Raw genomic sequence first — 25,390 nt, 5'->3', positions numbered from 1 at the left:
GCCCCGATGCCCAGGCTGGAAGAGGCCTGGATCGACGATCCGGAGCAAGTCGCCGCACGTGACTCCCGCGGCACTCTGCGTGCGCTGGCCACCGCCGGCGCCCAGGTCCGCGAGTCCATGGCCCTGGCCCACGAGGCCGGGATTGATCAGGTCGCGTACGGCGAGCGCCCCCGCAGCGTGCTGGTCAGCGCCCTCGGGGGCAGCGCCGTCGTCGCCGACATCCTGCAGGCCCTGGCCGAGCAAGGCTCTCCCGTCCCGGTGACCGTTCGCCGCAACGTTCCGGTACCCGCGTGGGTGGGCCCGCTGGATCTGGTCGTGGCGGTGTCGTTGTCCGGGGCCGCTGACGGACCGGTGGCCGTCGCCGCGGAAGCGGCACGGCGGGGTGCCGCCCTGCTCACCGTCGGCGCGCAGGATTCGGTCCTTGCCGACATCAGTCGGCAGGCTCGCGGCGTCCACGTGGACGTCGGCCGCGGGCGCACCTCGAGCCGTACCTCCCTGTGGTCGTTGCTGACACCGGTGCTGATGGCCGGCGACCGGCTGGGCCTGGTCGACGTACCCGACGAAGCGCTCGCGGCGGCCGCTGAGCGGCTGAACGAGTGGGCCGAGGCCTGCCGGCCGAGTTCCGAATCGTTCGTGAACCCTGCCAAGTCCATGGCACTGTCGATCGCCGAGAGCGTTCCGGTCGTCCTCGGCGACGGTCCGCTGACGGGCGTGGCCGCTCTGCGCGCGGTGTCCATGCTGTCCCGTACGGCGCGCATCCCGGCTACCTGGGGTGAGTTGCCGGACACCGCGTCGCAGGTGGTCTCCCTCTTCGACGGTCCGTTCACCGCCGGCGGCGGCGCCGGGGTGGCCCCGGTCAAGGACATTTTCGCCGACCCGTTCCTCGACGGCCCGGAGCAACCGGCGCTCGGGGTGGTGATGTTGCGCGATGCGGAACCGGGCGAGACCGCCGACGCGCTGACGGATTCCCTCCTGGAGACCGCGCGCGACGCAGGTGCGACCGTCGTCGAGCACCGGCCCGCTCCCGGGCCGCCCATCGCCCGGTTGGCGGAGCACGTGGCTCTGACCGACTTCGCAGCGACGTACGTCGCGCTGGGACTTGGCGTGGACCCTGCAGTCTCCCCGCATCTGGCCGACTATCTGGAACGGGTGCGCGCGAAGGGACTGTGATCGCGACTCTTACGCTGGCAGGGTGACTACAGAGCACTTCGATCTGGCCGTCATCGGCTCCGGCTCCGGTAACTCGATCATCACCCCCGATTTCGATGGGAAACGGGTCGCGATCATCGAGCGCGGTACCTTCGGCGGCACCTGCCTCAACGTGGGGTGTATCCCGACCAAGATGTTCGTCTACGCCGGGGAGGTGGCCGAGCACATCAGGTCCGCTGCGAGGTACGGGGTCGATGCGCATATCGACGCCATCCGCTGGCGGGACATCCGGGACCGGGTCTTCGGCCGGATCGACCCGATCTCCGAAGGCGGCAAGGACTACCGGGTCAACGGCCCCAACACGACTGCCTACTTGGGGTCGGCCCGGTTCACCGGATCGCGCGCTCTCACGGTCGCCGTGAATGGCCAGGACCACGACCTCACCGCCGACCAGATCGTGATCGCCACCGGGTCGAGCCCGTTCATCCCGGACGCGATTCGCGACTCCGGGGTCACCTACTACACCAACGAAGACATCATGCGAATCAACGAATTACCCTCTCGCATGGTCATTCTCGGGGGCGGATTCATCGCGGCGGAGTTCGCCCACGTCTTCTCGGCGCTCGGTGTCCAGATCAGCATCGTCACCCGCGGCGCGGCCCTGCTGCGGCAGACCGACGACGACGTGTCAGCCGCCTTCACCGAGTTGGCGGCGAAGCGGTGGGATCTGCACCCGTCCGCCGAGGTCATCGCGGCCCGGCAGGATGCGGCCGGCGTCACCGTCGACCTGACCACGGGGGAGTCGGTGACCGGGGACATCCTGCTGGTCGCGACCGGCCGCCAACCCAACACCCCCGACCTGGACCTGCCGGCGGCGGGGGTCGCGACGCACCCCGACGGTCGTGTGGTCGTCGACGAGTACGGCCGGACCAGCGCGGAGGGCGTGTGGGCGCTGGGGGACGTCAGCTCGCCGTACCAGCTCAAGCACGTCGCCAACCACGAGGCGAGGGTCGTGGCGCACAACCTGGCCCACCCGCGGGAACTGCGTAGCGTCGACCACCGGTTCGTGCCGTCCGCGGTCTTCACCCACCCGCAACTGGCCGGCGTCGGTCTCACCGAGCGGCAGGCACGCGACGCCGGTCGCGAGGTGGTCACCAAGACCCAGAAATACGGCGACGTCGCCTACGGCTGGGCGATGGAGGACACCACCGGCTTCGTGAAGCTCGTCGCCGACCGGCGCACCGGAGAGTTGCTGGGCGCCCATCTCATGGGCCCGGAGGCCAGCAGCCTGATCCAGCCGCTGATCCAGGCGATGTCCTTCGGGCTCGGGGTGCACCAGATGGCCCGTGGGCAGTACTGGATCCACCCGGCGCTCGCCGAGGTGATCGAGAACGCGCTGCTCGGCCTGGAGTTCGGCGACTAAGCCCGCGCGGGCGGCCCTAGACTGCCGGTCATGTCCACCGGCGGAGGAAATAAGGCCATCATCGCTGCGCTGTCGGCGAACCTGGGGATCGCGCTGACCAAGCTGGTCGCCTACCTACTCACCGGTATGTCCTCGATGCTGGCCGAGGCGGTGCACTCCTTCGCCGACTCCGGTAACCAGTTGTTGCTGCTGGTGGGGGGCAAGAAGGCCAAGCGCACAGCCGACGTCGACCACCCGTTCGGTTACGGCCGGGAGCGGTACGTCTATGCCTTCATCGTCTCGATCGTGCTGTTCACCATCGGTGGCGTATTCGCCCTCTACGAGGCGTATCACAAGTGGCACGAGGCGGTTTCGGGTCACGGGGAGCGACCGGGCACCGATCAGCAGTGGTGGTGGGTGCCGTTGCTGGTCCTGGTGGTGGCGATCGGGATGGAGGGATTCTCTTTCCGTACGGCGATCGGCGAGGCCAACCACACCCGCGGCGGTGCGTCGTGGGTGCGTTACGTGCGTGGTGCCAAGGCCCCGGAGCTACCGGTCGTCCTGCTGGAGGACTTCGCTGCGCTGATCGGTCTGATGTTCGCGATGTTCGGCGTCGGGCTGGCGATCATCACCGAGGACGCGCGCTGGGATGCGGCGGGCACCGCGATGATCGGTCTGCTCCTGGTCGCGGTGGCGGTCGTGCTGGCGATTGAAATGAAGTCGTTGCTGATCGGAGAAGGGGCAGCTCCCGAGCGGGTGCGGTCCATTCGCGATGCGATCGAGTCCGAGGAGGTCATCGATCGGGTGATCCACCTCAAGACGCTGCACCTGGGCCCGGATGAGCTCCTGGTCGCGGCCAAGATCGCGATCGACACCGGTGATTCCGGGGAGGAGATCTCGGCGGCGATCGACGCTGCCGAGGCGGCGGCGCGGGCCGCGCAACCCGATATGGAGTTGCTGATCTACCTCGAACCGGCGCTGGACACGGGGGAGGCCGGCGCCGATTCGATCGGACACATCAGGTCAGGAAGCGGAAGCTGACCGATCCCGGATCGAGCCGTTCGATCTCCAGGGGCGTGCGCGACATCCGGTCCAGAAGGTCGGAAATGTCTGCGGCGCGGGCCAGTTCGATACCCACCAGGGCCGGTCCGGTCTCGCGGTTGTTCCGCTTCACATACTCGAACAGCACGATGTCTTCGTCGGGCCCCAGCACCTCATCGAGGAAACGGCGTAAGGCACCCGGCTCCTGGGAGAAGTTGACCAGGAAGTAGTGCTTGAGTCCCTGATGGATCAGGGAGCGTTCGACGACCTCTCCGTACCGCGACAGGTCATTGTTGCCGCCGGACACCACGACGACCACCGCGTCGCCGGCGTGCACCGGTAATGGTGCTGCGTCCGGATCGGTCACGGCGGCCGCGGCCAGCGCGCCGGCCGGCTCGGTGATGATGCCTTCGTTCTGGTAGAGCTCGATCATCTCGGTGCAGATCTGTCCCTCGGCGACGGTGCGAACCTGCACACCGTGCTCGCGCAGGATGGCGCTGGTGAGGTTGCCGACAGTGCGCACCGCGGCTCCGTCGACGAACGGGTCGATCGCGTCGATCGTCACAGGATGTCCTGCGGCCAGGGCGGCCGTCATCGAGGCAGCTCCGGCGGGCTCCACCCCCAGGACGCGTACGTCCGGCTGTCGTTCGGACAGGTACTGGGTCACTCCTGCGGCCAGGCCACCACCGCCGATGGGCAGGACCACGAGAGCGGGCGGTTCGCCGAGTTGGTCCAGGATCTCGCGGGCGATGGTGCCCTGCCCGGCGATCACCAGGGGGTGGTCGAACGGCGGCACGAGGGTGCGTCCACTGCTGAGCGCATCGGCGGCGGCGGCTTCGGCGGCCTCGTCAAAGGTGCTGCCCACCAGGTGCAATTCGACCCACGGGCCGCCGTGGTGCTCGATCCGGTTGCGCTTCTGACGGGGGGTGTTGCGCGGTAGGTAGATGCGACCGGGGATCTCCAGCGTGCGGCAGGCCAGTGCGACACCCTGGGCGTGGTTGCCGGCGCTTGCGCAGACCACCCCGGTGCGACGGGCTTCGGGGTCGAGGCCGGTCATCAGGTTGAACGCGCCGCGCACCTTGTAGGAGCGCACCGACTGCAGGTCTTCGCGTTTCAGGTAGACCCGGGCCCCGGTGGCAGCCGACAGGCGCGGGCTGAACTCCAGAGCCGTCGGGCGTACGACGGAGTGCAGGCGGTCCGCTGCGGCATCGATGTCGGCGGCGGTGACCGGTGAGGTCGTATCGGTCCGGGACTGCATGTCTGCATTGTCCCGCCTGCCGGCGCGTTGCTACCTCAGTGGTTCAGATGGCGAGCAGGTGTACTGACCCAGGTCACGAATGCTGGGTCAGCGTTCCTGGGTCGTGGTGGGCGACGGCGGCTGGTGTGCGGACGCATCGACGACACGGGTGACGCCGAACAGCAACAACAAGGCAAGCAGGTAGATACCCAGGTGGTATCCGGCGCGATGGGTGGCGGTCATGCCCATCAGGAGCAGCGACCTGAGCGCCGAATACGAATACGTCAGCGGCGTCGCCCGGGGGGACGACGCCGCTGACGTACTTGCTGGTGACGAGTGCTACTTGACGGTCACCGTCGCGATGGTGACCGGACCGCCGACAGGGGTGCAGCTGATCGGTAGCGTGGTGCCCTTGTTGGTCTTGAACGTGCCCGACACGGACGTCGTCGCGTAGGTGACAGTGCCAGCCTTGTTCGCGGCGGTGTCGGTGATCGGTCCGCCGACCAGAGCCACACCGAGCGCGTTGTTGGACGAAGGCACCACGGCCAGCGGCGCCGCAACAGTGGTGCTGCGGGCACCGGGGTTCGCGACGGCGCCGGTCGCCGAGTACTTCACGGTCACGGTGCCCTGCATGTACACGATGCCCTTGGCCTGCAGGAGCGCGGCGGCCTGCGCCGGAGCACTGATCACACCGGTGACCAGCGGAGTCGAGATGGTGGCGCCCCTGGCAACCGACGACGGGCTGAACGCGGCGACCGCAGCGGTCCAGGTGCCCACCGAGATCGGGCTGCCCTTCAGAGTCGAGGTGCAGTTGTACTGGCCAGTACCAGCCCCGACGGCGTGAGCCGCCGGTGTCACGAGCGCCGAGGCGGAAGCCACGAGGGCACCCGCTCCGGCGAGAACAGCAGCGCGGCGTACGGCGGAATTCATGAAGCCTCCTGCGATATCTGGACACCGTCCAGAACTGGTTACGGTTACGTAGGTGGATTAACCATGGCACGGTGTGTGCTAAATCACAAGAGGTTCTTTTCCGCAGGCCAGCGGGGGCGGAGCCGGTCTTCGTCGGCCCCTGCGGGTGGCCCGGAGGGGCAGTGGCGGCCGTGCCGCACGTCACATTACCTACACCTACGGTGGCGTAGGCGAACGGGCGGCCACGGGGCGCCTCCGTGAGCCGGCTCACAAGAGATCGACGGAAGTCGCCGGACACTGCGCGAAATTGTGAACCTGATCGCGTGTCCTCACCGTAGGAAGCGGCACTGCGGGCAGACCTCGCTAGAATCGATGCGCCGGCGCGGGTGATGACCGCCGCAGTAGCGAGGCCCAGAAGGGCAGCGCCGGGTAGTCCACCGAACCATCACCAGGAGTTGTCTATGTCCGTTGACACCACACCCGACACCAAGCCTTTTGACTTCAAGGTCGCCGATCTTTCGCTTGCTGAGGCCGGCCGACACCAGATCCGCCTCGCCGAGCACGAAATGCCCGGCCTGATGTCGCTGCGTGAGGAGTACGCCGCAGCCCAGCCGCTGCGCGGCGCCCGCATCGCCGGTTCGCTGCACATGACCGTGCAGACCGCCGTCCTCATCGAGACGCTGGTCGCGCTCGGTGCGCAGGTCCGCTGGGCCTCGTGCAACATCTTCTCCACCCAGGACGAGGCCGCCGCGGCGGTTGTCGTCGGCCCGAACGGCACGCCAGAGGACCCGCAGGGTGTCCCCGTCTTCGCGTGGAAGGGCGAGACCCTGCCGGAGTACTGGGACTGCACCGAGCAGATCCTGACCTGGCCGGGTGAAGAAGGCCCGAACATGATCCTGGACGATGGCGGCGACGCCACGATGCTGGTCCACAAGGGCCGCGACTGGGAGATCGCCGGCGCTGTCCCGGCCACGACCGAGGAGGACTCCGAGGAGTTCGGTGTCTTCAAGGACCTCGTGCGCCGGACCCTGGCGCAGGACCCGAAGAAGTGGACGACTGTCGCTGAAGGTATCCGCGGTGTCACCGAGGAGACCACCACCGGCGTCCACCGCCTGTACGAATTGGCGGGCACCGGCGAACTGCTCTTCCCGGCGATCAACGTCAACGACTCGGTCACCAAGTCCAAGTTCGACAACAAGTACGGCTGCCGGCACAGCCTGATCGACGGCCTGAACCGGGCGACCGACGTGTTGATTGGTGGCAAGGTCGCGGTCGTGTGTGGCTACGGCGACGTCGGCAAGGGCTGCGCGCAGTCTCTCGCCGGTCAGGGCGCGCGGGTCATTGTGACCGAGGTCGACCCGATCTGTGCGCTGCAGGCCGCGATGGAGGGCTTCCAGGTCGCGCGCCTCGAAGACGTCCTCGACATCGCCGACATCTACGTCACGACGACGGGTTGCTACGACGTCATCCGCGCCGAGCACATGACCAAGATGAAGAACAAGGCGATCGTGTCCAACATCGGTCACTTCGACAACGAGATCGACATGGCCGGTCTGGCGAAGGTCCCCGGCGTCATCAAGACCGAGATCAAGCCGCAGGTGCACGAGTGGACCTTCGAGAACGGCGACAGCATCATCGTGTTGTCCGAGGGCCGACTGATGAACCTGGGTAACGCGACCGGGCACCCGAGCTTCGTGATGTCCAACAGCTTCTCCAACCAGACCATCGCGCAGATCGAGTTGTTCACCAAGAACGGTGACTACGACAAGCAGGTCTACGTGCTGCCCAAGCACCTCGACGAGAAGGTCGCCCGGTTGCACCTGGGTGCCCTGGGAGTCGACCTGACCGAGCTGACCAAGGCCCAGGCCGAGTACCTCGGTGTGGACGTGGCGGGTCCGTACAAGCCGGAGCACTACCGGTACTAATTGGTTCCTCGCTCACCGAGCCAACCCGCGACGTGGGGTACGCCGATCACTGGCTGATCGGCGTACCCCAGTGCGTATGTGACACTTGGGGCGATATGAACGCACGGGTATTGGTGGTCGACGACGATCCGTCGCTGGCCGAGATGCTGGGCATCGTGCTGCGCGGTGAAGGCTGGGATGTTGGTCATTGCCCCGACGGCAGTGGCGCCCTCGAAGCGTTCCGGTCGTTCAAGCCCGATGTAGTCCTTCTGGATGTCATGCTGCCCGGCCTGGATGGGGTGCAGGTCTGCCAGCAGTTGCGCGCCGAGTCCGGGGTTCCCATCGTGATGCTGACCGCTCGCACCGACACCGTGGACGTAGTTGCCGGGTTGGACGCGGGGGCCGATGACTACATCACCAAGCCGTTCAAACCGCAGGAACTCATCGCCCGGGTGCACGCCCGGTTGCGCCGTACCGACGAGCGCGACGGTGTCGACGACACCCTGCGTATCGGTAACCTGTCGATCGACATCACCGGGCACTCGGTGCACCGGGGGGACGAGGCGATTGCGCTTACCCCCTTGGAGTTCGACCTGGTGGTCACCCTCGCGCGCAAGCCGTGGAAGGTGTTCAGCCGCGAAGAGCTTCTGCAGAAGGTCTGGGGTTACCGCCACGCGGGCGACACCCGACTGGTCAACGTGCACGTGCAGCGCCTGCGGGCCAAGATCGAGCGCGATCCGGAGCACCCGGAGATCGTGCTGACCGTGCGGGGAGTCGGCTACAAGGCCGGCGCCCCCGCCTGATCGTCCGGCGGGCTGAACCCCATGCGGTCCCTGGCCCGGTTCTGGCGCCGCTCGCTGCATTTCCGGGTGGTCGCCATCACCACCATCGTCGGTGCGCTTTTCACGCTCGCCATTGGTTCGTACATGTACCAACGCATCGCGGACGGCCTGGTCACCAACGCGATCAACTCCGCGCAGCAGGAAGCGCAATCGCAGCGTCAGATCGCCCAGAACACGTTCTCCAACGGAGACCGCACGGACCTCACATCGCTGCGCGTGGCTGCCCGGCAGATCGCCCAGCAGGTCGCCTCGCCAGGTTCGGACACCTCGCGGCGGGTCGTCATCATCCAGGCCGAGGGCAACACGGCGGTGTCGCTGGGCGATGTCAGCACCCAGGGCGCTGATCCGGAGATGATCCCGGCGGATATCCGGCTCGCGCTGAAAGAGGATCCCGATCACGAGCAGGTCAAGATCATCACCGTCCCGGACAGTGGTGGTCGCAGCAAGATCCCGGCGGTCCTGATCGGCAGTCGGTTGGAAGTGCCCAACGCCGGTGCCTACGACCTCTACTTCATCTTCCCGATGGACGTCGAGGCGCAGACCCTGACCATCGTGCGCAACACCTTCGTCTTCGGTGGGATCGCGCTGGTGCTGGCGCTCGCGGCCCTGGCGTATCTGGTGACCCGGATGGTCGTCGCGCCGGTGCGGTCGGCTGCTCACGTGGCCGAGCGACTGAGCGCCGGGGCGCTGAATGAACGGATGCCGGCTGGCGGCGAAGACGACCTGGCCCGTCTGGCGACCTCCTTCAATGCGATGGCCGACAGCCTGCAACGGCAGATCAGACAGTTGGAGGATCTGTCGACGCTGCAGCAGCGGTTCACCTCCGATGTCTCCCACGAGCTGCGGACACCGCTGACGACCATCCGGATGGCCGTCGACATGATCTATGCCAGTCGCGACGACTTCACGGCGCCGGTGGCGCGCTCGGCGGAGTTGCTGAGTCGCGAACTGGACCGGTTCGAGGGTCTGTTGACCGATCTGCTGGAGATCTCCCGGTTCGACGCCGGTGCGGCGGCCGTGCAACTGGAACCCGCCGATCTGCGCGATATCGCGGCCAGTGCCGTCGATGCGGCCGCTGCGCTCGCAGCCCGGGCGCACACCAGTCTGCGGTTGCAGGCGCGTCGCCCGGCGGTCGCCCCGATGGACAAGCGCCGGATCGAGCGCATCGTGCGCAACCTGGTCAGCAATGCGATCGAGCACGCGGAGGGCCGACCGATCGAGGTGGCCGTGGCCTCGAACGAGACCGCTGTGGCCCTGACGGTCCGCGACCACGGGGTCGGGCTGGCCCCGGGGGACGCCGCCCGGGTGTTCAACCGCTTCTGGCGCGCTGATCCGGCACGTGCCCGCACGACCGGTGGGACGGGGCTGGGTCTAGCGATCTCCCTGGAGGACGCACGGATGCACGATGGCTGGTTGCAGGCGTGGGGGGAACCAGGAAACGGCGCCTGTTTCCGGTTGACGCTGCCCACCCGCGCCGGCGTCCCCATCGCCCGGTCCCCGCTGCCGTTGGCGCCGGATGACTCCGAGGTCGGGCGGGTGATGCCGCCGGGCAACAGCCTGACCATCGGAAGCACTCTGGTCAGCGGTGCCGCGCCCAGGGGCGGCGAAGGCGGTCAGTCCTGATGCGCCGTACCCGCCTCCTGCTCGTTCTCCTGGCGCTGGCCATGGTCGGGACGCTCAGCGCCTGCAGCGGTCTGCCGTCGAGCAGTCCGGTGCAAGCGCGTGCCTCGATCGCGCCCGAGCCCGCTCCCGTGGTCAACGTACGACCACCGGGTCCGGCGACGGATGCCTCCGCCCGCGACATCGTGCGCGGTTTCCTGCGCGCCAACGCCTACACGACCGATGACTACTCGGTGGCCCGGGAGTTCCTCACCGGTGCGGCCTCTGCGACCTGGGATCCGAAGAAGGAGCTGTCCATCAACACCGGGGAGCGCGACTTCGTGGACTCCATGACCGACGCCCGGACCGTCTCGGTGACGGCCCGCCAGAGCGCGCTCCTGGATGCCGACGGACGACTGCGCGACACGGCGACTCCGCAGACCCGCACCGGTTCCTTCACCATGCAACGGGTCGATGGGCAGTGGCGCATCAGTGCACTTCCCAAGGGTTTCGGAGCATGGATCAGCCAGGACGACTTCGACGTCAGCTACACCGCACAGAAGGTCTATTACGCCGTTCCGGCCACCAAGACGTTGGTGGCCGATGTGCGGTGGTTCCCCTTGAGCGGCCTGACAACAGCGCTCGCGCGTGCCGTGCTGCGGCCCCCGCCGGCCTACCTGTCGCCGGTCGTGACCGCCCAGATGCCGCAGGGCACCCTGCTGCGGGTGGACGCGGTCCCGGTGGACACCTCGACCGGCGTTGCGACAGTTGACCTGACCTCGGCGGCGCTCACTGCCAGTCCGGCGCAGCGCACCGCGTTGTGGGCGCAGATGCTCGCGACCCTCTCCCTGACCCGTGGCGTGCGCTCGGTCGTCATCACGGTCGATGGTGCGGCGCGGCTGGAGACACCTGACCTGCCGCAGGACCCGACGTCACCGGAAGATCTCGGGTACACCGTGGTGCAGGTGAACCGCACCGAGCTCATCGCCCGGTCCGCCGACCAGTTGCGCTGGTTCAATCCCGCCGCCGGCGCCTCCGCGGGTGGGTCATCGTCGGTGGCGCTGCCTTCGGTCGCCAAGACATGGACGCAGCTCGGGGTATCGGCGGACGGACGCCAAGTGGTCGCAGTGTCCGCGGATGGGACCACCATGTCGCGGTGGGTCGCGGGCCGTCAGTTCACGCGACCGGTCTTCGGCACGCAGTTGACCAGACCCAGTTTCGCCAGCCGCACCCCGTCGGAGATCTGGGTGGCCGGTACGCCGCTCACCCCCGCCCCAGGTAGCGCCGGTTCGGCCGTGTGGTTCATCTCGACCTCCGACCCTCCGCAGTCCGCGCCGCCGCAACCCGTCGACCTCCCATGGCTGGGTGCGGCCACCATTACCGCCATTGCGGTTGCTGCCGACGGTGACCGGATCGCGATGGTGGTGCGATCGGACTCCGGAGCGACCCATATCAACGTGTCATCGATCATCCGGGACGCCTCGGGGCATCCCACGGCGCTCTCGACGCCGCTGGTCGTCGGTGACGGGCTTCAGGAGGTGCGGGACGTCACCTGGTTGGACGACAGCACCCTGGGTGTTTTGGCGCGCAGCATCGCGGACAACGGTGCGGTGCAGGCGGTCCAGGTGCCGATCGGTGGCCTGCTGGAAGATCTCGGGCAGGACCCGAAGCAGCCGCTCCTGGCGATCCGGGGCGTGGGCGACGGCCCGAGCGACGTCTATCTGATCACGACCGCAGGGCAGGTTCTCATTCACGAAGGGGCCACCTGGTCGCCGATGAGTGGGCTGAGCGACCTCGTGGTCCCCGGCACCTGAGGTTTTCCACAGTCACGCGAGGCGCCCGCGCAGCGCACCCGGCACGCTGGCCGGATGAGCTGGCGACACGGTGTGAGGACGTTGCTGGCGGAAGTCGCCGATCTGGCGATGCCCAGACGGTGTGCGTGCGGCGAGCCCGGAGTGCTCATCTGCGCGCTGTGCGCCCACCAGGTGCGTGAAGCGGGCCGGTTGTCGCCGTTCTGGTCCGTCCCCGACCCGTGCCCCCACGGGTTCCCGCCCACCTGGTCCGCGACGCCGTACGCCGGGGTCGTGCGCGAGTTGCTCCCGGCGTACAAGGACCAGGGGCGGACCGATCTGCGGGAGCTGCTCGGCGCGTGGCTGGGTCGCGCCCTGCGGGCCGGCGTTGGCTTGGATGACGTTGTCGCTGAACGTCTTTCGTCGGGTCGATGCGTGTACGTCGTGCCCGCACCCTCCAGCCCCGCGGCCCGTCGTGCGCGGGGCCGGGACCCGCTTCGCGACCTGGTGCTCACCGCTTCGGGCGCAGACCCGGTGCTGCCGGTGATCGATGCGCTGGGCTATACCCGCCGCGTCCGGGACCAGGCTGGTCTGCACAGCGCCGAGCGAGCACACAACCTCGCAGGTGCCTTGCGGGTCCGCCAGCGTGCTGCGGACGTCCTCGTCGGCCAGGTCTGTGTTCTCGCCGACGATGTGGTGACCACGGGCGCCACGCTGGCGGAATCGGCGCGCGCATTGCGCAGCGTCGGAGTCGCACACGTGGTCGCCGTCACACTGGCCGCTACACCACGCACCACCGGTCCGCGGCGAGGTCCGGCGCCTGGGATGAACCTGTTCGAAGAGTGATCAACCACCACGACGCGCCGGATAACGGTTCCGTCACGGGCCTTTGCGAGTTAACGTCAGGTCATGAAGAACCTCACCGTCGGCCGGGCGCCGACGGAGGGGTGCGACTGCTCCCGGACCGGGAGGTGATGTGGCGACCAGCGGCCCCGCCCGCCTGCGACGAATCACCGACACCACGGCCCTAGGAGGTCGCCATGGAGATCACCATCACCGGACGTCACGTCACGGTGCCCGAACGCTTCCGTCGCCACATCGCCGATAAGCTCGCGAAAGTTCCGCAGCTCGACCCGCGCGTCACCCGCTGCGATGTCGTCGTCACCCACGAGGCGAATCCGCGACAGGCCAAGGAAGCTGAGCGCATCGAGATCACGTGCTACGCCAAGCGATCGGTCATCCGTGCTGAAGCGGCAGCTGGCGATGAGTACGCCGCACTCGACCTTGCGACCACGAAACTCGGCGAGCGGCTGCGTCGGCGCCACGACAAGCGAGTCGTGCACCGCGGTCGCAAGAGCGCTGAATCCCTGCGCGACGCGGCAACGGTTCTGGACGAGATCGCCGCCCCACCGGAGCCGGTTACGGACGAACTTCCTGAGCACATCCGCAAGGTCGGCGGGGACGAGGGGTGCCCGATCGAACTGCGTGAGAAGGTGCACGAGTCCGAACCCATGACGGTTGACCAGGCGCTGGCCGAGATGGAACTCGTCGGGCACGACTTCTACCTCTACCACGACGCCGACACCGACAAGCCGTCCGTGGTGTACCGCCGACGCGGCTGGTCCTACGGCGTGATCCACCTCGATATCGAGGCCGCGACGAGCGAGCAGGACGAGCACGCCGACTCCCTGGTCGCTGGCTGACCTGTCACCTCACACGTGCCCACCCCGATCCGGGGTGGGCACGTTTTGTCGTATACGTGGCGATCGTGCGGTCATATCGTAAGAAAGATGACCACCAGCACCGAAACTCCCCGGGCGGCAGGCCAGGTCCGTGAACTGACAGTCCGCAGTGTGATTCTCGGCGGAATCATCACCTTGGTGTTCACCGCCGCGAACGTCTATCTGGGGCTGAAGGTGGGCCTGACCTTCGCCACCGCCATCCCCGCGGCCGTCATCTCGATGGCGGTGCTGCGCTACTTCGCCGATCACTCCATCGTCGAGAACAACATCGTGCAGACCATCGCCTCGGCGGCGGGCACGCTGTCAGCGATCATCTTCGTGCTGCCCGGCCTGATCATGATCGGCTGGTGGACCGGCTTCCCGTACTGGATCACCGTGGCCGTGTGCGCGGTGGGCGGCACGCTGGGGGTGATGTATTCCATCCCGCTGCGCCGGGCGCTGGTGACCGGGTCGGATCTGCCCTATCCGGAAGGGGTCGCCGGCGCCGAGGTGCTCAAAGTGGGCGACAGCAGTGGTGGCGCCGAAGAGAGCAAAGCCGGTCTGCACGTCATCGTCATGGGTGCCGTCTCCGCCGCAGCCTTCTCTCTCCTGGCGTCGCTGAAGGTCGTCAGCAATTCGCTGGCGGCAGCCTTCCGGGTCGGGTCCGGCGGGACCATGTTCGGGGCCAGCTTGTCGCTGGCGCTGATCGGTGTCGGACATCTGGTGGGTATCACCGTCGGGATCGCGATGCTCGTCGGCCTGGTCATCTCCTTCTTCGTGATCTTGCCGATCCGCACCAGCGGCAAGGTCCCGGCCACCGGCGACATCATGGACACCGTCAGTGGGGTCTTCGCTTCGGACGTGCGTTTCGTGGGTGCCGGTGCGATTGCCGTGGCGGCGGTGTGGACCTTGCTGAAGCTGATCGGTCCGGTGGTGCGCGGGGTGGTGGAGGCGGTCGCCTCGTCCCGCGAGCGGCGTACGGGCCACGAGGTGGACATCACCGAGCGGGACATCCCGATCCAGATCGTCGCCGCGGTCTCGGTGCTCTTCCTGATCCCGATCGGTCTGCTCCTGTGGGATTTCGTCAAGGACACTGCTCTGGCCGGCAGCGCCGGGGGCATCATCGCGGTGAGTGTCGTCTTCGTGCTGGTGGCCGGGCTGCTGATCGCGGCCGTCTGTGGCTATATGGCCGGGCTGATCGGCTCATCGAACAGTCCCATCTCCGGCGTCGGCATCCTGGTCGCGATCACCGCGGCCCTGCTGATCAAGGTGACGTACGGCGGAGCCAGCGGCAACGAGTTGGAAGCACTGGTCGCCTACACGCTGTTCACGACGGCCGTGGTCTTCGGCGTGGCGACCATCTCCAACGACAACCTGCAGGACCTCAAGACCGGACAACTGGTCGGGGCCACCCCGTGGAAACAGCAGGTCGCGCTGATCATCGGCGTGGCTTTCGGATCGCTGATCATCCCTCCGGTGCTGGAGCTGATGCAGACCGCCTTCGGTTTCCAGGGCGCGCCGGGGGCAAAGGCGGATGCGCTCGCCGCACCGCAAGCCGCGCTCATCTCCGCGTTGGTCAAGGGTGTCTTCGGCGGTTCCTTGAACTGGTCGTTGATCGGCCTCGGCGCACTCATCGGTGCCGTGGTGATCGCGATCGACGAAGTCCTCGGCAAGACCACGAGCAACCTGCGGCTGCCGCCGCTGGCCGTCGGTATGGGCATGTATCTGCCGATGGCGCTGACCTTGATCATTCCGATTGGTGCCTTCCTCGGCCGGATCTACGACAACTGGGCGGCCCGGGGCCCGAACCCGCAGTTCCGCAAGCGGTTGGGCATCCTGATGGCCACCGGGTTGATCGTGGGGGAGAGTCTGTACGGCGTGCTGTTCGCCGGCATCGTGGCGGCCACCGGCAACGACGAGCCGCTGGCGGTCATGGGGGACGGGTTTACCACGATCGCCAACTGGCTGGGCGTCATCGTGTTCGCCGGCCTCATCGTGTGGCTGTACGCCCGGACGCGCTCGATCGCCAGCCACACCACGGCGCCGGAGACGCCCCACGACTGAGTCCGGAAAATTCTTGCGCGGGCATGTCCGTAGGTCCCCGGTCGGTGCCTCCTGATCGGTGAGTTGTGGTGGCCGGTCGCGGACCGGCCGGCCACCACAGCCGGACGGAGGAGCCGTGATCATTCGTGCCGGACTACCGGTCGCGTTTCCCGCCGAGCAACGCCACGCCCGCGGCCGCACCCTGGCCGCGTTGATCATCGCCATCACTGCGGGGGCGGTGGTGCTGGCCTGGTGCCTGGCGCACCACCAGGACGTGGGCCTCGCAGATCCCCGGCCGGTGTCCGCACCTGCACCCAGCCTGCTGTACCCCGTTGGTTATCTGCTGCTGCTCGGCGGGTGGGGGACACTTGCCTACTGCTTCGCGTGGACGCCATACGCCCGCTGGCTCGGTGGCGGCGCTGCGCTGTGCGCGGTGGGCGCAGCCCTGGCCCACCTGGTGCGCGACGTGTTGTTGATGACCGGTACGGCGGCGCCACCGATCCTCGCCGTCCTTGCCACGGCGGCGCTGGTGGGGTTGGTGCCGGCATCCATCGCGCTAATCGTCGGCCCGTTGGTCCTCGCGCGGGTGCTCACCGCGCGACGGCGCCTGAGCGATCGGCGTACGCACGCCGGGAACTACGTCGTGCAGATCGCCCCGCACTCCGCGGCTGCCCCGGACGGCGACCAGCAAGGAGCGCGATGGCGCCGGGCGTATGTGCCTGCCGCCGTGACGCCCTTCGGACCCGGATCCGGGCCTGGTACGGCGATCTGCCTGTCCGGTGGTGGCGTGCGTTCGGCCAGTGTGGCCCTCGGCGCGATGCAGCAGCTGACCCGCCCTCCGAAGGACCTGCATCCCGCGGTCGAGCCCGACTACGTCGTGTCGGTCTCCGGCGGCGGCTATACCGCGGGCGCTTATCTGCAGGCGTTGGGTCGCAACGACGAGCCGCCGGCGCCGCGTCGGCTCGGTCAGGTCTTCGGCGAGAGCAGCGAGGAGTACGAGTGGATCCGACGGCACTCCAGTTACATCGCAGACACTCCCGGTGCGCTCGTGGTGGCCCTGGGAACGCTGGCGCGGTGCCTCGTGGTCACCCAACTGCTGTTGTGGTGCCCGGCCGTGGTCTTCGGCATCCTCGCCGGAGCGTTGTACGCGAGAGTGCCGTTGGCTGCGATCAGTCCGGTCGGCAACCGGGACGTGCCGCTCAACCAGGGCGCGTGGTGGTTGGTGGCGATTCTTTCGGTGACGTTCCTGGTCGCGATCTTCGGCGCGTGTGTGTGTGAGTACGGCCGGTTGCCCGATTCCACCGCGGGCAGCACGGAGCGCACGGGGCCCGACCGGTGGCGCTGGCTGATGATGCGGCTGGCCACCGGGGTCTGCGCTGCGCTCCTACTCACCGTCCTGGTGACCATCGCCGCACCCAGCGTCATGCGCGTTGCCGATGCGCTGTTCGAAGGATCGACGCGTCACCTGGTCTGGACCGGCTCGGTCGTAGCTCTGGTGAACTACGCCGCCGTCGTGGCGACCATCCTGTGGCGCAGGCGGGGGATTTTCGCCAAGGTGGCGGGCTGGTTCGGCAAGGGCGGTCAGGGCGCACCCGCTGCGGTCCCACGCGGCATGTTGCAACTGCTGATCGTCGTTGCGACGCTGGCGGTGATCGCACTGGCCTGGGTGGTGACCTTCGGCGGCGTGGCCGTCTGGGCATTCGAGAACCGGTTGTCCGGTGGCGACGGCCGGGCGGTGCTCGCGCTCCTGATCGCGATCAGTCTGCTGTGGTTGATGCTGGCCAACCTCGACGTCACCAGCAGCAGCCTGCATCCGTTCTACCGGCGGCGGCTCGCACGGGCCTTTGCGGTCCGGCCGCCCGCATCCGGCCGACCCGGTGCCCGGCCCTACGACTTCGGTGAGTTCACCCAGCTGCAGAAGTTCGGCACGACGGCGACACCACAGTTCGTCTTCGCCGCCGCAACCACGCTCAGCGGTGCCGCGCAGGGTGAAGCCGGCCTGACCGCGACGTCGTACACCATCGGTCCCGACTTCGTGGGTGGCCCCGACGTCGGGTGGATCGCGACGGGCGACCTGGCGCGGTTGGTGCGCGGGCGGGTCCAGCGGGATCTGACCGTTCAGGCAGCCGTGGCCACCAGCGGCGGCGCATTCGCCTCCAGCATGGGCCGCTCGAGCACCGGCATCGAGAAACTTCTGGCCATCTCCGGTGCCCGGCTGGGCACGTGGTTGCCCAATCCGGAGTTCATGGCCCGCAGCAGTCAGGTGGCGGCCAGCGAGCGCGGCCCGGGCTACGCGTGGCGGTTCAATCTGCCCACCTACCGTGGCGCCGGATATCTGTACGCCGAGTTGCTGGGTCTGCATCCGGCGTGGGGACGTCTGGTGCAGGTTACCGACGGGGGCCACTACGAGAACCTCGGGTTGGTCGAGGCGTTACGGCGCCGCTGCCACACCATCGTGTGCATCGATGCGGGTGGCGACACCCCACCCAACCTGTCCGGCCTGGGGGAGGCCGTGCGGCTGGCAGAAGCCGAACTGGGTGTGCAGATCACCTTTGACGACGGCGCGCTGCAGGATCTCGCACCGGGCACCGGGGCACCATTCGGCCCTGCTGATGACTTTGCCGCTCTGAACGCCCGGATCACCAAAGGTTGTGTGCTCGAGGGACGTATCGACTACCCGGCTGCTTCCGGCCTGGATCCGCAACACCGCCGTGGACGTCTCATCTTCGCCAAAGCGGTGCTGTGGCAAGGCTGCCCGCCGTGGTTGATGACCTACGCCAATACCAAGGGTCATGAGGTGTTCCCCTACGACAGCACCGCGGACCAGTGGTTCGACGAGGGCCAGTTCGCGGCGTACGCCGAGTTGGGGCGACTCATCGGGCAGGAGGCCCTCGGTGTGCTGCACCAGCCGGTGCGCACGGGTACGGCGCGCCCCCAGACCCCGGGGCTGGCGGCCTGAGCGAGGGCCGGCCGATCTAGTCGACCTCGGGCGACCGGCGCCCGGAATCCCACTGCGGCAACGTAATCCGGTCGGTCGCGAAGACTTGACCCAGCCGGCCCCACTCGCTGCGGCCGAGGCGGGAGAGCGGGTCAAGAGCACGTGCGTCGGGCAGTCCGTCCTCAGCCAGGACGGCCGGATCCACCGACAGGTGCACCACCTCGCCGAAGACCATCACGCAGTCGCCGATGACGTGCTCGCCGCTGGCCCGGCACTCAAAAGCGACCGGCGCATCGGCCACCCGCGGGGGCCGCACCACGGTGCTGGGTGTCGTGGCGAGGTGCGCAGCCGTGAACTCGTCCTGGTCGGCCGGAAACGGGGTGGCACTGTCATTCATCTGGGCCAACTGCGACCAGCGACCGATCTGCAGCACGAACTCGCCGGTCGCGCGCACGTTGGCCAGCGTGTCCTTGGCGCCCACCGACACGAAGCACAACGTCGGCGGATCCACGCCGGCCACGGTCGTGAAGGAGTGCGGCGCGAGATTGGGCACCCCATCGGCGCTGATCGAGGACACCCAGGCGATGGCCCGGGGGATGAGGCTGGCGGTGAACCACGGATAGAGGTTGCCGATCTCGGCCCCCGACCGTTCGAGGCGTTCGCTCACGCGTCTGGACGCTACGGCACCCGGTCGAACGCGAGGAGATCGACCACCCTTCCGTCGCCGAGGACCTCGCGCTGGTGCCACGCTCCGACCGGTCGGTAGCCGGCGGCGAGCGCGACCCGGATCGAGGCCTCGTTGCCCTCGGCGACCTGCACCGCGAGGTGCCGGAAGCCGCCGTCGGCGAACGCCCACCGGGTCACTTCGCGCAGTGCTGCGCTCATCAGACCCTTGCCGCGGGCGTCCGGGTGCATCCAGTAGCCGATCTCGGCCTCGCCGTTCTCGATGTTCTGGATGCTGATCCCGCCGGCCAGCTCATCGCTACCGGGTGCACAGATCACCCATCCGATTCCCCACCGGCCGGTGTCGATCAGCGACCGCTGTGCGGCGCGCTCGCGGTTGAGTTCGACTGATCGAGGGGTCGAGTTGAACCAATGCCGGAAGACAGGGTCGGCCTGCGCCTGCGTCATTCGTTCGGCATCGTGGCGCGAGAACGGGCGCAGCCACACGCGGTCCGTGTGCAGCGTCGGCGGTGGCGTGGCCCGCTGCGCTTCTCGGTCATCGGTGGCCAGCAGTTCGAAGAACGTGCCGTCGGACGCGGTGCCGTCCATCCGGGTCCAGTTCTGCCGATCGCTGCCCCAGAGTTTGAAACCCGCTCTGCGCAGGACGTTCTGGGACGCGACGTTATCCGTGTCGGTGCCCGCGTGCAGCCGGGTCAGGCCCCCGTCGGCGAACGCCCAGCGCACGACCGCCTCGACTGCTTCGTCGACATAGCCGTGCCCACGAGCATTCGTGTGCAGCCAGTAGCCGAGTTCCGCGTTGCCCTTGACGTTCTCGTCGAACCCGAAGAGCAGGATGTCGCCCAGCGGTTCGTCGGTGGTCGCGTCGGCGATGCACCAGCACGTGACCTCGCCGCTGTCGGTCAGTCGCTGGCGCCGCGCGAACCACTGCTCCCACGGCAGCGCCGGCCCGGGTTGGGCGTTGGCCGGCATGAAGCGCTCGCTGAGCTCGTCTCTCTCCTGGCCCGGGCGAGGTGCGTCGTCGGATCGCCACGGCCGCAGCCGCAATCGCTCGGTGAGGAGCACCGGCGCGATCCGCGGTTCGACCCGCTGCGCCTCGCGATCGTCGGAAGCGGACACCTCGAACTGGACGGCGTCGCTGACCCGGGTGCCGACGTACGTCAGGGCGTTCTTCTCCGTGCCGATGAGCCGGAAGCCCGCCCGGCGCAGCACCCGCAGCGAGGCGGTGTTCTCCTGGTCGACCCCGGCTTCGAGGCGTTGCAGACCCAGCTCGCCGAACGCGTGCGGAATGAGCAGCTCCAATGCCTTCCCGAGCGCGCCTCGGCCACGGGCCGACGGGTGCAGCCAGTAGCCCAAGCGGCCCCGTCCCCACCGGTCGTGGGTCGCCAGATTGACCAGTTCGATCCCGCCGAGCGGCTGGTCGTCGATCGCCGACGCGGTGCACCAGAAGATCGCGTCACCCCCGGCCATCCGCTCCTGCTGGCTGGTCAGCACCTCGGCAAACGAGCCAGCGCCGGGTGCGGCGCGACCCCAGAACCGCACCGTCGTCTCGTCGTCGGTCTGCACGCCCGCGTCCGATTCCCGCCACGGCCGCAGCCGGACCCCGTCGCCTTCCAGGACCGCTGGCTCCCACCACGGCAGTTTCGGTTCCCCCGGATCGGTCGCGTGCCGGTGACCCAGCCACGTCCCGGCGACCTCGCCGTCGCCGACCGGGTGGCTGGCCGGCCAGGTGCCGTCCACGGTGAAGCCGTTCGCCCATGCGACGCGACGGGAGGCCCAGTTGCCTACCGCGGCGCGCCACAGGACGGTGCCCAGCCCGAGCCCGTCGTACGCGTAATCCAGCACCGTGCGCACCGCCCGGGTCATCAGACCCTGCCCGCGGTACGCCGGGTGCAGGCTGAAGCCGATCTCCCGGGTCCCGGGGGCCACCAGTTTGAGATTCACCGACCCGGCGAACGATCCGTCGACGTCGATCGCCCAGGCCAGGATGGAATCGTCGCGCCAGCCGGCGGCCACGGAGTCCAGGAACGCGAGGGCCTGGGGCCCGGCGTACGGGCTGGGCAACGGCACGAAGCGGCGCATCCGCTCATCGGTGCACATCGCCACGATCGCCGGTACGTCGCGCGGTGCGTGGGCGCGCAGCGTCACGTGGTCACCGGTCGGGGAGGGGACGGTCAACACGGGGACGGTCGCGGCCAGGAAGGCGTCATCCACCCCAGCAGGCAACCACGGACGCGGCCGCACGCGCATCCGGTTTTGGTGTGGGAACGGTGATCCGGCCCACGCCCGTTAGTCTTGGTAGGTCTGTCCACCCATTGCAGGAGAGCTTGTGCCCAAGGTTGTCGAGAAGGTGCTGCGTGCCGGCGAAGGCCGCACCCTCAAGAAGTTGCAGGCGATCGCGAACCAGGTGAACCTCCTCGAGGAGGACTTCGAAGCGCTGTCCGATGAGGAGTTGCGCGAGGAGACGGACAAGTTCAAGAAGCGGCTCGCCGACGGCGAGAGCCTTGATTCCCTGCTGCCCGAGGCGTTCGCGGCGGTCCGTGAGGCCAGTAAGCGCACCATCGGCAAGCGGCACTTCGACGTGCAGATCATGGGTGGCGCGGCGCTGCACCTGGGCAACGTGGCCGAGATGCGCACCGGTGAGGGAAAGACCCTGGTCGCGACCCTGCCGAGCTACCTCAACGCCCTGGAGGGCAAGGGCGTCCACGTCGTCACGGTCAACGACTACCTCGCTGGCTACCAATCGGAGCTGATGGGCCGCGTGCACCGCGCCCTCGGCCTGGAGACCGGGGTCATCCTGGCCAGCATGACCCCCGACCAGCGACGGGCCGAGTACGCCAAGGACATCACCTACGGCACCAACAACGAGTTCGGCTTCGACTACCTGCGCGACAACATGGCCTGGTCGACCGAGGAACTGGTCCAGCGCGGCCACCGCTTCGCGATCGTCGACGAGGTCGACTCGATCCTGATCGACGAGGCCCGGACCCCGCTGATCATCAGCGGCCCGGCGGATGCCGCGACCAAGTGGTACGTCGAGTTCTCCAAGATCGTGCAGCGGCTGGACCGCGCGGAGAAGGACAAGGACGGCAAACCCGGTCGCGGCGACTACGAGGTCGACGAGAAGAAGAAGACCGTCGGCATCCTGGAGCCCGGGATCGAGAAGGTCGAGGACCTGCTGGGCATCGACAACCTCTATGAGGCCGCGAACACCCAGTTGATCGGCTACCTGAACAACGCGATCAAGGCCAAGGAGTTGTTCAAGAAGGACAAGGACTACGTCGTCATGAACGGCGAGATCCTGATTGTCGACGAGCACACCGGCCGCATGCTCGCCGGCCGGCGCTACAACGAGGGCATGCACCAGGCGATCGAGGCCAAAGAGGGCGTCGAGATCAAGAACGAGAACCAGACCCTGGCGACCGTCACGCTGCAGAACTACTTCCGGATGTACGACAAGTTGTCCGGCATGACCGGTACCGCCCAGACCGAGGCGGCGGAGCTCTACCAGATCTACAAGTTGGGTGTCGTGACGATCCCGACGAACAAGCCGATGATCCGTAAGGACCAGGCCGACCTGATCTACCGCACCGAGGAGGCCAAGTTCGCCGCGGTGGTCGAGGACATCGTCGAGCGGCACCACGAGGGTCAGCCCGTACTGGTCGGTACCACCAGCGTCAACAAGAGTGAGTACCTCTCAGATCAGTTGCGCCGCAAGGGGATTCCGCACGAGGTACTGAACGCCAAGCAGCACGAGCGCGAGGCGACGATCGTTGCCGACGCCGGTCGCAAGGGCGCGGTCACCGTGGCCACCAACATGGCCGGTCGAGGCACCGACATCATGCTGGGCGGCAACCCCGAGTTCATCGCGGTCGCTGCCCTGAAGAAGCAGGGGCTGGACCCGGAGGAGACGCCGGATGAGTACCAGGCGGCGTGGGACGAGGCGCTGAAGAAGGCCGAGAAGGCCGTGGAAACGGCCGGCCACGAGGTCACCGAGCTGGGCGGCCTCTACGTGCTGGGCACCGAGCGGCACGAGTCGCGCCGCATCGACAACCAGTTGCGCGGTCGCGCCGGCCGTCAGGGTGACCCGGGGGAGAGCCGGTTCTACCTGTCGCTGCAGGACGACCTGATGCGGTTGTTCAACGCGGGTCTGGTCGATCGGTTCATGGCCGGCGCCGGGATGGACGACGACGTGCCGTTGGAGTCCAAGATGGTGTCCCGCTCGATCCAGAGCGCGCAGACCCAGGTGGAGAGCCAGAACTTCGAGATCCGCAAGAACGTCCTGAAGTACGACGACGTGCTCAACCGGCAGCGCGAGACGATCTACCGCGAGCGGCGCCAGGTGCTCGAGGGCGTCGAACTCGAGGAGTCCGTGCGCGGGTTCATCAACGACACGATCGACGCTTATGTGCAGGGCGCGACCGCCGAGGGCTTCTCGGACGACTGGGACCTGGACGCGTTGTGGAGCGCGTTGAAGGACCTCTACCCGGTCTCGATCACGCTGGGTGAGTTGGAGGACGAGGTCGGTGGGCGTGCGGGGATCACCGCCGAGCACCTGGCCGAGGAACTGCGCTCCGATGCTCAGCACGCGTACGACGCCCGCGAGGCGGCCCTGGGGGAGAAGGTCACCCGGGAGGTCGAGCGCCGCGTCATCCTGACCGTGCTGGACCAGCAGTGGCGTGAGCACCTCTACGAGATGGACTACCTCAAGGAGGGCATCGGGCTGCGGCAGTTCGCCCAGCGCGATCCGCTGGTTGAGTACCAGCGCGAGGGCTTCCTGCTCTTCGATGCGATGAACGACGCGATCAAGGAAGAGACCGTCCGGTTGCTCTTTAACGCGCAGATCGACCCGGCCGAGGTCGAGGCGTCGCTGCCCGAGCCGAAGGAGGAGCGCCTGACGATGGTTGCTCCGAATGAGGACGGCGAAGCGGAGTCCTTCGCGATGGACGACGAAGGCCGTGCGGTGGCGCCGGAGGGCAAGTTGTCCCGTCAGCAGCGTCGGGCGAAGGCTCGTTCGGACAAGAAGACGGACAAGAAAGCCCAGACCAAGCCGAAGGCCTCGACCAAGTCCTGACCCGGCGTACGCCCTGGTGACCGTGAGGCACCACTGGACGTCAACAGGTCGGGCGGTGGTTGTCACGGTGACCGTTAGCCACCACACGACGTTAAATGGCTCGCCGGTCGGCGTCCCGCGCTCAGCCGATCTGCAGCGCGGTGACCAGCCAGCGCCCGTCCACCCCGGACAGCCGTGCGGCCACGGCGCGCACCCGGCCCTCGTGCTGCACGACCAGGGAGACCTCCGCGACGCCGTCGGCGGGTTCGCAGGCCCGGGCGCGCAGGACCGAGGACCGGCCCAACGGGCGCGTTCCCCGGCGCTGCGCGGTCGTGTAGCGCCGCGCGACCATCTCCCGTGGAGCGGTGTCCAGCCATCGGGCGAGCTGGGTGACCGGGCGTAGGCCGGTCGTGCATTCCAGCACCGCGCCGATGATCTGACCGGCCCATGCGGCCGGTTCGGGCAACTCGCTGCGCCTGGTCGCCTGAGGTCCGAAGACCGGGTCCTCCCCGGACTCGCGGAAATCGATCGCCAGCGCCGATTGCACGTACGCCGATCGGCGGCGGTCCTGCCGCGTGGCCTGCTCGGTGAAGAGCTGGGTGACGGTCGCCGTCTCCAGGGGTTCCGGATCGGCACTGGGTGCCGGCACCACGCGTAGCGGCGGGAACTTCTCGTACGGCTGGGCGGCGTGCGGTGTGGTGCTCATCGTTCCCCCTGGGTGGTGTGTTCGGTCGGTGCGGTGTCCGGGATGTGCAGGCGTTGGCCCACCAGGAGCAGGTCCGGGTCGGGCCCGATGACGGACCTGTTCGCGGCGTACCAGTGCGGTACCGCGGCGGCGATCACGGCGGCATCGTGGGTGTGCAGGTGCCGGGAGATCAGCGACCACAGGCTGTCCCCGCGGTGCACGACCACCTGCGTTGACTCCTGGCGGCTGGGGCAGCCGGCGATCAGTCGGGCGCCGGTGGCACACCGTTGACTGGTCGGTGAGGGTGCTGGCGTCACCCATCCGGGCTGGGGGATGTCCTTGGTGTCCGCGGCCGCCGGCGCAGGGGGGGTTACCGGGGGCCGCGGACACCAAGGA

General features: G+C 68.1%; 19 protein-coding genes. 12 read left to right on the top strand and 7 right to left on the bottom strand.

Annotated elements, in window-relative coordinates; genetic code table 11:
• The first annotated feature begins 6 nt into the window (after positions 1-6).
• Genes AZH51_RS17420 through AZH51_RS17410 form a run of 3 tightly spaced genes read left to right on the top strand, consistent with a single transcriptional unit; the run spans position 7 to position 3,592 of the window.
• Positions 7-1,170, top strand: a complete 1,164-nt coding sequence (locus AZH51_RS17420) for an SIS domain-containing protein (protein WP_291526128.1) — start codon at positions 7-9, stop codon at positions 1,168-1,170.
• Positions 1,171-1,192: 22 nt separating this feature from the next.
• Positions 1,193-2,572 carry a mycothione reductase gene (gene mtr / locus AZH51_RS17415; protein WP_291526127.1) on the top strand — a complete coding sequence of 460 codons (1,380 nt, stop codon included), beginning with the start codon at positions 1,193-1,195 and terminating at the stop codon, positions 2,570-2,572.
• Positions 2,573-2,602: 30 nt separating this feature from the next.
• Positions 2,603-3,592 (top strand): cation diffusion facilitator family transporter, encoded by a 990-nt coding sequence (locus AZH51_RS17410; protein WP_291526126.1) that lies wholly within the window; start codon positions 2,603-2,605, stop codon positions 3,590-3,592.
• On the opposite strand, the gene ilvA is transcribed toward AZH51_RS17410, so the two are convergent.
• The 3 genes from ilvA to AZH51_RS17395 all read right to left on the bottom strand — a co-directional run bounded on the left by ilvA (position 3,570) and on the right by AZH51_RS17395 (position 5,759).
• Positions 3,570-4,850 (bottom strand): threonine ammonia-lyase IlvA, encoded by a 1,281-nt coding sequence (gene ilvA / locus AZH51_RS17405; RefSeq protein WP_291526125.1) that lies wholly within the window; start codon positions 4,848-4,850, stop codon positions 3,570-3,572. The two genes, AZH51_RS17410 and ilvA, sit on opposite strands and share 23 nt — an antisense overlap.
• A gap of 87 nt (positions 4,851-4,937) precedes the next feature.
• A complete protein-coding gene (locus tag AZH51_RS17400) occupies positions 4,938-5,072 on the bottom strand; it encodes a hypothetical protein (RefSeq protein ID WP_291526124.1) in 135 nt (44 codons plus the stop codon).
• Between the two features lie 96 nt (positions 5,073-5,168).
• Positions 5,169-5,759: a hypothetical protein gene (locus tag AZH51_RS17395; protein WP_291526123.1), complete on the bottom strand. Its 591-nt coding sequence runs from the start codon at positions 5,757-5,759 to the stop codon at positions 5,169-5,171.
• 440 nt (positions 5,760-6,199) lie between these two features.
• Here AZH51_RS17395 and ahcY point away from each other — a divergent pair, with 440 nt between their 5' ends.
• The 8 genes from ahcY to AZH51_RS17355 all read left to right on the top strand — a co-directional run bounded on the left by ahcY (position 6,200) and on the right by AZH51_RS17355 (position 18,596).
• Positions 6,200-7,663, top strand: coding sequence for an adenosylhomocysteinase (gene ahcY / locus AZH51_RS17390; protein WP_291526122.1), 1,464 nt, complete (start codon positions 6,200-6,202; stop codon positions 7,661-7,663).
• A gap of 95 nt (positions 7,664-7,758) precedes the next feature.
• The gene (gene mtrA, locus AZH51_RS17385; protein WP_291526121.1) at positions 7,759-8,445 is read left to right on the top strand and encodes an MtrAB system response regulator MtrA; all 687 of its coding nucleotides are present in this window, start codon (positions 7,759-7,761) and stop codon (positions 8,443-8,445) included.
• Between the two features lie 21 nt (positions 8,446-8,466).
• Positions 8,467-10,107 (top strand): MtrAB system histidine kinase MtrB, encoded by a 1,641-nt coding sequence (gene mtrB, locus AZH51_RS17380; RefSeq protein WP_291526120.1) that lies wholly within the window; start codon positions 8,467-8,469, stop codon positions 10,105-10,107.
• Positions 10,107-11,897 (top strand): LpqB family beta-propeller domain-containing protein, encoded by a 1,791-nt coding sequence (locus AZH51_RS17375; protein ID WP_291526119.1) that lies wholly within the window; start codon positions 10,107-10,109, stop codon positions 11,895-11,897. The genes mtrB and AZH51_RS17375 overlap by 1 nt, the downstream gene beginning before the upstream one ends.
• Before the next feature lie 54 nt (positions 11,898-11,951).
• Entirely contained in the window at positions 11,952-12,719 is a 768-nt protein-coding gene (locus AZH51_RS17370; RefSeq protein WP_291526118.1) for a ComF family protein, read from the top strand.
• Positions 12,720-12,913: 194 nt separating this feature from the next.
• Positions 12,914-13,576 (top strand): ribosome-associated translation inhibitor RaiA, encoded by a 663-nt coding sequence (gene raiA, locus AZH51_RS17365; RefSeq protein WP_291526117.1) that lies wholly within the window; start codon positions 12,914-12,916, stop codon positions 13,574-13,576.
• A gap of 87 nt (positions 13,577-13,663) precedes the next feature.
• On the top strand, positions 13,664-15,658 hold the full coding sequence (locus AZH51_RS17360; RefSeq protein WP_291526116.1) for an OPT family oligopeptide transporter: 1,995 nt from the start codon (positions 13,664-13,666) through the stop codon (positions 15,656-15,658).
• A 115-nt stretch (positions 15,659-15,773) separates the two neighbouring features.
• Positions 15,774-18,596 carry a hypothetical protein gene (locus tag AZH51_RS17355; protein ID WP_291526115.1) on the top strand — a complete coding sequence of 941 codons (2,823 nt, stop codon included), beginning with the start codon at positions 15,774-15,776 and terminating at the stop codon, positions 18,594-18,596.
• Between the two features lie 16 nt (positions 18,597-18,612).
• Here AZH51_RS17355 and AZH51_RS17350 read toward each other — a convergent pair whose 3' ends face one another.
• Together AZH51_RS17350 and AZH51_RS17345 are read right to left on the bottom strand one after the other, a co-directional pair.
• The gene (locus AZH51_RS17350) at positions 18,613-19,242 is read right to left on the bottom strand and encodes a flavin reductase family protein (RefSeq protein ID WP_291526114.1); all 630 of its coding nucleotides are present in this window, start codon (positions 19,240-19,242) and stop codon (positions 18,613-18,615) included.
• 11 nt (positions 19,243-19,253) lie between these two features.
• Positions 19,254-21,506: a GNAT family N-acetyltransferase gene (locus AZH51_RS17345; RefSeq protein ID WP_291526113.1), complete on the bottom strand. Its 2,253-nt coding sequence runs from the start codon at positions 21,504-21,506 to the stop codon at positions 19,254-19,256.
• A gap of 79 nt (positions 21,507-21,585) precedes the next feature.
• Between AZH51_RS17345 and secA the strand changes: the two genes are divergently transcribed.
• On the top strand, positions 21,586-24,330 hold the full coding sequence (gene secA / locus AZH51_RS17340; protein WP_291526112.1) for a preprotein translocase subunit SecA: 2,745 nt from the start codon (positions 21,586-21,588) through the stop codon (positions 24,328-24,330).
• A 121-nt stretch (positions 24,331-24,451) separates the two neighbouring features.
• Here the strand turns inward: secA and AZH51_RS17335 are convergent, their stop codons facing one another.
• The gene (locus AZH51_RS17335; protein ID WP_291526111.1) at positions 24,452-25,015 is read right to left on the bottom strand and encodes an Rv3235 family protein; all 564 of its coding nucleotides are present in this window, start codon (positions 25,013-25,015) and stop codon (positions 24,452-24,454) included.
• On the bottom strand, positions 25,012-25,390 hold a 379-nt coding region (locus tag AZH51_RS17330; RefSeq protein WP_291526110.1), incomplete at its 5' end, for a LysM peptidoglycan-binding domain-containing protein. The genes AZH51_RS17335 and AZH51_RS17330, both read right to left, overlap by 4 nt.

Origin of the sequence: Branchiibius sp. NY16-3462-2 (assembly GCF_001594145.1) — a bacterium.
Taxonomy (GTDB): domain Bacteria; phylum Actinomycetota; class Actinomycetes; order Actinomycetales; family Dermatophilaceae; genus Branchiibius.
The sequence above is the reverse complement of the archived record's forward strand: the minus strand, read 5'-3'. Positions and strand labels throughout refer to the sequence as shown.